The 7,614-nt window shown below is 41.3% G+C and carries 1 protein-coding gene; it reads right to left on the bottom strand.

What is annotated here, in order from left to right; all coding sequences use genetic code 11:
• Positions 1-20: 20 nt before the first annotated feature.
• The gene (locus tag O0550_RS01140) at positions 21-7,613 is read right to left on the bottom strand and encodes a non-ribosomal peptide synthetase (protein WP_258425474.1); all 7,593 of its coding nucleotides are present in this window, start codon (positions 7,611-7,613) and stop codon (positions 21-23) included.
• Between the last annotated feature and the right edge of the window lies 1 nt (position 7,614).

Here is a 7,614-nt window from a genome sequence, read left to right as displayed (position 1 = left end):
CACTCCATATTTTTGCCTAGTTATTTGTATACCTCTTCTTCCAGGTCATCAAAAATATCATCTAGTTCTTCCATGGTGAGATCATTGATATCAAAGTCGCTTGGTGTATGCTCTACTCCTTCTTTCGCCCGGCAATGATTGATAATCTCAAGCAAGTAGGATTTGAAGTTTTGAACAAGGGTTGCGATTGTCTCTGGATAGTACGCACGCGAGTTATAACTAAAGTGCATTTGCAGTCTGTCAGCTTCTATACTTCCATTGATATCTAGGGACAGCTCACTGGTATTTGCCGGGCTAATCAGATCACCCATTAAAGAGGAGTTCCCCTCTTCCTTATCTGTAAATTGGCCTAGATAGTTAAAACTGATTTCTGGCTTAAGCTTGAACGTCTCTTTGGCCAAATATTTAAGAATCCCATAGCCAAACCCTTTGTTAGGTACACGACGCAACGTTTCCTTTACTTGTTTAATGGCAAACGAAATGTCTGTTTTCGTCAGATGAATAGCAACCGGATACTCTGATGTAAACCACCCAACTGTACGGGAGATATCTACGTTATCTAGAATTTCTTCACGTCCATGCCCCTCCATACTAACTAGCAACTGCTCTTTATTGGTCCATTCCTTCAAAGCTAAAGCCAGTGCCGTGAGCAGCAGATCATTTATTTCCGTCTGGTACGCCTTATGAGCCTCTGTTACTAGCTGTTGGGTTTCCTCAGTTGATAAAGACATCGCTACAGTTAAAAATTCCTCATAGGTTGTCTTATTTGAGGTTGCGGCTTCTATATCTTTGTGTAAGGTATAGTCCGTGATAGCTTCATCTAAATGGCGCCAATAGGAAAGCTCATGTTCTAGCTCCTTGCTTTGGGCGTACTCTTGGAGCTTTTGAGACCATGCTTGGAACGAGGTCGTTTTTAATGGCAGAGAGTCGTTTCCGTTATATAAATGATAGAAGTCTTCTAGTAGGATACGCCAAGACACCCCATCTACCACTAAGTGATGAATGGCAATTAACAAATAAGCTCCTTCATTAGCACGGAACAATCCGATCTGCACTAAAGGTCCTTCTACGATATCCATACTTGCCTGCATCCGATTCGCCGCTGCTTTCCAGTTCGACTGATCTTCTCCATCTTGTCTTGCATCAATGATTTCGAAATGATAGTTCGAGCCTTCCAATCCCCGGTTACGCTGTACAACCCCTTGTTCGTCGAGGCTATATACGATTCGCAGTGCATCATGGTGCTGGGTTAGCATCTCAAAAGCTTTGTCTACTTTCTGCTCATCCCAGCCCTCCGCATTAAAGAGGAGAACCGATTGATTGTAATGGTTGACCTGCGGGAATGATTGGGTAAAGAACCAATGCTGGATCGGTGTAAGCGGAATATTTCCTTCTACTACTCCTTGATCGATCTCCTGAACGATCTGTTGTACAAGCAGACTTAGCTCAGCAATCGTTGGGTTCTTAAACAATTCCCGCATTTTAACCTTGAGATTATGCTTATTAAGTCGAGCTGAAATTTGGATGGCTTTAATTGAATCTCCACCTAATTCAAAGAAATTGTCGTGAATTCCTATATTTTCAACACCAAGCACGTCAGTCCAAATCTGAGATAAAATGGATTGAATAGGGTTAGTAGGGGCTACATAATCCTGCCCTCTCTGCATTTGCTTTTCTGGTTTTGGTAATGCTTTTTTATTAACTTTTCCATTAGGTGTTAGCGGTAGCTCGTGCAGCTCCACAAAATACGAAGGTATCATATATTCCGGTAAAGAAGCCTTCAAATACTTACGTAAGTCAGCCGCATTCCATGATCCTTCTGCAATCAAATAGCTGCATAAATATGTAGCCTCTGACTCATCAGAACGTGGAATCACAATGGCTTCTTTAATGGATGGATGCTCTAGCAATCTTGTTTCAATCTCTCCTAGTTCAATACGGTGGCCTCTAATTTTTACTTGATCGTCTAATCTTCCGAAGTACTCAATTGTTCCATCAGGTAGCCATCTGACTAAGTCTCCGGAGCGGTACATTCTTTCACCCGGGGCAAACGGATTGGAAACGAATTTTTCTTGGGTTAGATCAGGTCTGTTTAGATAGCCAAGTGCAACCCCTTCCCCGCCAATGCAAAGCTCGCCAGGAACACCAATCGGCTGTAATTGATTATTGCTGTTTACTACATACACCTTTTTATTCGTAACGGGTCTTCCGATATGCGGTTTCCCTTCTGGTGTACATACACCGACAGTGGCATCTACAGTTGTTTCCGTCGGGCCATATGCATTTAGGAAGACACGATTTTCTCCCCACGCTTTAACAAGGTCAGCCGGCAATGTCTCCCCACCCGTACTTATATATGCGAGATCAGGTAAATCCTCATAAGGAAGCATCCGCAGAGCCGACGGTGAAATAAATGGGATCGAGCTAATCCTATTTTTCTTTAGCCATGCCACGAATTCATTACCGGATAAAAGCAAATCCTTTTCGACCAAATACAGGCATGCTCCGTTTAATAATGTATAAAAAATCTCGCCCACAGATGAATCAAAACTAAAGGATGCAAACTGTAGAATACGACTCGAAGGATAGATACCAAAGGTTTCAGCTGTAAGCTGCATATTGATCACGCATCGATGATTAATCAATACTCCTTTTGGTTTTCCGGTTGATCCAGATGTATAAATGATATAAGCCAAGTCGGATGAGTTATTCACCTTAGGAATATTTTCTATATCCATCTCTAGCAATTCTGGAGTATCAATAGCGATGACTTTACCTTCAAAGGAAGCTGGTGCAGTTTGGTCACTTTGCTTTAAGAGAATCTTCGCTTTGCTGTCAGATAACATGTAATCGATACGGTCCTCAGGATAATCAGGATCAATAGGTAGGTAGGCTCCACCCGCCTTCAAAATACCTAGCATACTAATGATCATCTCAAACGATCGATCCACCATTAAACCGATAAAATCATTTGCGGAAATCCCATTGCCACGTAATAAATGCGCAACTTGGTTAGCACGTTGATTTAATTCCTGATAGGTCATTTGCTTGTCTTTAAAGACTAAGGCAATGCTGTGCGGGGCTTTTTCTGCCCATTCTTCAAATTGCTCCTGAATCGTTTTTTCGCTGTCAAAGGATTTATCCGATTGATTAAACTCAATCAAAATTTGTTGTTTTTCTGCCTCGGTCAGCAGTTCAATCTCAGAAATAGACAGGTCTGGCTGATCAAGGATTTGCTCCAAAATATGCTCAAAATGCTTAGCCATGCGCTCAATGGTCGCCCGATCGAACAAGCTCGTGCTATATTCAACCAAAACCTCCAATGATTCACCTTCCACCACTGTCCAATCCAAGTCAAATTTTGCCTTCTTCCAATCAAATAAGCGTGGGCAGAAACGTAAATCATCGAACTGTACAGCAGATGGTAATTTCTCTACGGAGAACATCACATCGAATAAAGGATTACGGCTTACATCCCGCTGAACTAGCGTTTTTTCAACCAGCTCCTCAAATGGATAGTCTGGATTTTGATAAGCACCTAGCACTGTTTCTTTGACCTCAGAGAGATACGCTAAGAAGGAATACTCTACTTTTGGAGCTGTTCTGATGGCCAGCGTGTTTACAAACATCCCAAATACTCTGTCTAAATCTGCGTGTGGACGTCCAGCAATCGGTGTACCTACAATGAGGTCCTCTTGACTTGTATATTTCGTCAATAGAATGTTATAGACCGTCAGCAGTACGGTGTATAACGTCGTTTTTTCCTTAATCGCTAATTTTCTCAGCTTCTCTGTTAGACCAGCAGATAACTCGTGTGTGAATAATGCTCCAGCAAACTGTTTATCAACCGGGCGCTGGTAATCCGTAGGCAATTCCAGAACAGGAATTTCCCCTTGGAATTGACCTAACCAATAATCCTCTTGCTGTTGCAAACGCTTCTGTTGTTCTTCCGAATGCTGCCAAACGGCATAATCCTTATATTGTATTTTGAGAGATGGCAATTCCTCGCCCTGATACAGCTTGGTAAGCTCATCAAAAAATATCTGGTATGAAAATCCATCCGAAATAATATGATGCATATCTAATAACAATACATGCCGACTAGCATTGACACGAATCAGCTTAGCTCTAAATAAAGGAGCTTGACTCAAATCAAATTTGCGGAGGAATTGGAACATTTTTCCATCAATTTCTTGCTCTGAAGCGACAACTGACTCTAGATCAATGTCTAAATCCCACAATACATCTGCGTGTATCTTTTGCATCAATACTTCATTGATCATGTGAAATGATGTCCGCAACGACTCGTGCCTTGCGACAAGACTCTTTACTGTTTGTTGTAGCTTTTCTACTTGAAGAGGCCCTGTGATTTCCATCATAAATGGCATGTGATAACTGCTAGTGGCTTCCCCATCCTCCCATTGCTGGGCGATATACATCCGTTTTTGAGCGGCAGTAACTGGATAGTATGGTTTCTCTTCTGCTGCTTCAATTTCAATATAGTTTGCTTCTTCTGACCCAGTCAGATAGGCAGCCAATTCCTTCACGGTCGGACGACTGAATACTTCCTTCAACGGTATCTTTATTCCAAAATCCTTATGAATTCGTGAAACCAAAAGCATTGCTTTTAAGGAATGACCACCTAATTCATAAAAGCTATCTTGAGTACCAACACGCTCTACATCCATCACTTCCTGGAATAGCTGAACCAATTTTTCTTCCGTCTCATTCTCCGGGATGGTATATGCGTGTAAAGCCTGAGATTCCGGTTCGGGCAATGCTCGCTTATCTACCTTTCCATTTGAAGTAAGCGGTAGGCTATCCAGCTCGATAAAATAAGAAGGAACCATATATTCTGGCAAGGTTTCCATCAGATAATTCCGTAATTCCGTTACAGGGCAGAAGTTGTCTGTAACAAGATACGCACCTAAAAAAGAATGGCCATTTGCATCCTGTTTAGCCACCAGCACTGTTTCTCGAATCGAAGGATGCTCAAGCAGTTTTGCCTCAATCTCCCCTAGCTCGATACGATGTCCACGAATCTTGACTTGTTCATCAATCCGCCCCATGTATTCCATGACACCTTCAGGCAGCCAACGAACCAGGTCACCTGTACGGTACATTCTCTCACCTGGTTTAAGTGGATTATCAATAAATTTGTCTGCCGTTAAGTCAGGACGATTCAGATATCCAGGCGAAATGCATTCTCCTGCTACACATAACTCCCCTGGTACTCCAAGTGGTTGTAATTGATCATCTAATCCAAAAACATATACCGAAGTGTTGCTCAAAGGACGTCCGATCGGGACACTTCCCAGCTTTTTAATCGTGTTATCGACTGTATAGGTAGTAGCGAACACCGTTGTTTCTGTCGGACCATATCCATTTACTAGGCGCCCCTCACCCAGATAATCCAATGCTTTTTCTACATGCTTACATGAAGCCTTTTCCCCGCCAAATAAAACCTTACGTGTATGTTGGAAGCTGGTTACATCAAGATCAACCAACGTATTGAATAGAGAGGTTGTCAGTAAAGCTACCGTGATATTGCTATCTTTGATGACTGCTAACAGATCGGTCGTATTCATGAGTGTTTGCTTGGGAACTAGCACGAGGGTAGCTCCGTTTAGCAAAGCACTGTATATATCAAAGGTAGAACCATCAAAAGCATAATTAGACATTTGCAATATTCGATCTGTTGAAAAAATATCAAGATAGCCATTGTTGATTATGGTAGTCATAATGTTTCGATGAGTAATCAGGATACCTTTTGGCTTTCCTGTAGTCCCAGATGTATACATGATATTGGCAACATCCTGCGGCTGATTGACTAATTCTAGGTTCTCTGTATTCTCATCTGCCCAAAGTTCCTCTGTGAGGATAAGTACTTCACCCTGATAATTGGCTGGAATCATTTCCGCTTTTTGCACAAGTAAGAGATAGGATCGACTATCTTCGAGCATATATTGGATACGCTCCGCAGGATACGTAGGGTCAATAGGCATATAGGCTCCGCCGGCTTTTAATATCCCAAGAATGCCTATTATCATCTCTAGTGAACGCTCTGCCATTAGACCCACTACCTGAGTTGGCAGCGTATTATGCTTCTGTAAAACACGTGCCAATTGATTGGCTTTAGCGTTCAATTCCCTATAGGTAAGCTGCTTATCCTCATATTCCAGCGCTACCTGATCTTCATTTTTGGCTGCTTGCTCCTCAAACCGTTTATGCAATGTCTGCTTGTCTGGATAATCAACTGACGTTTGATTCCATTCCTCTAGCAGCAAGTGGCTTTCCTTTTCATCAAGATTGGCTTGTTTATCTATTTTTTCATCTATGTGAAGAGCAATCTTTTCTAAAATTCGTTGATAATAGTTAATTAGTTTTATGGTATCTTCTTCTGGCAGTGCAGATACAACCCGAACAAAATAGTCATCCATTGTGGTCGAAACAGAAAAGTCAAACATGGTGTTTGTTTTTTCATATCCATCTAACCAAAACTTTACTTTATGATCCTTTATCCCTTTAAATACATGGAAGTCGACAAAGTTAAAAAGACAGTCAAAAACTGGATTACGCTCGCTTCCCGTATCGCCAATTACTTCAATAATCTTAGCAAAGGATAGCCTTCCATAAGTTTTAATCTCAACAAGCTTTTGCTGTGTCTGCTCTAATAGCTCTCTGTAGCTCATATCTTTCTTTATAATGGCGCGGAATGGAACTGAGTTAAGAAAACATCCCAACACCTTTTCAGCATCTTCTATAATTGGTCGGTTGTTCTCAATCAATCCCACAGTCAGGTCTCTCTCATAAGAAATCATATGCATCATAGAAAGAAAGGCTGTTAGGCATACGGTCTTTAGTGGAATGTGATGAGCTTGTGCAATTTCTCTGCATTTATTTATAATGTCAGGGTCTAGCTTCTCAACAACGGTAACGTGAACACCGCCATTTTCATCCACTTTTACTGGGAGCTGTAGCCGTTTGTAATCTTTTAATTCTTCTTTCCAATATTCACGCAGCTCATTTTGCTCAGATAATAGCATCTGATCAATCACATAATCCTTATAGGTCGTGTTCAAATGCTCCAAAGTGCAAGTTTTGTGCTTTAATTTGAAATAAACATCAATTAATTCCGTAATAAAAGATGCAACACTCCATCCATCCAAAATAGCATGATGAAAGATCCAGACTAAAGCAACTTGGCTTGCATTCAGTTTAAAAACGCTCATTCTCCATAGAGGAGCGGTTGTTACATCAAAAGGGGATTGACGATCCTGCGCCAAATACTGATGGATATACTCTTTTTGTTTTTCTCCCAGATGCGTAATGTCTGTCTCATCAATTCGAACAGAAACCTCCTGGTGCACTACTTGAACTGGAGTGGAAAATTCCTCAATATGAAAGCTGGTTTTTAAGATGTCGTGCTTATCAACCATCATTCTCATCGCTTGCTCTAGTACATGAACATCAAATGAATCATCATCTACTTGATAAACAAATTGATCATGGTATACAGCTTCGTGTACATGTTTTAACGAATGGTAGACCATCCCTAGCTGTATATCGCTCATTGGAAATAGGTCTTTAGCGTTGCTTAGCTTATCCGACATG

It is taken from the genome of Brevibacillus halotolerans (assembly GCF_026891775.1).
GTDB lineage: Bacteria > Bacillota > Bacilli > Brevibacillales > Brevibacillaceae > Brevibacillus_B > Brevibacillus_B halotolerans.
The sequence above is the reverse complement of the archived record's forward strand: the minus strand, read 5'-3'. Positions and strand labels throughout refer to the sequence as shown.

Excerpts from the sequence above, each read along its gene's own strand:
- O0550_RS01140 (WP_258425474.1), bottom strand. The coding sequence starts at position 7,613 with ATGTCGGATAAGCTAAGCAACGCTAAAGACCTATTTCCAATGAGCGAT.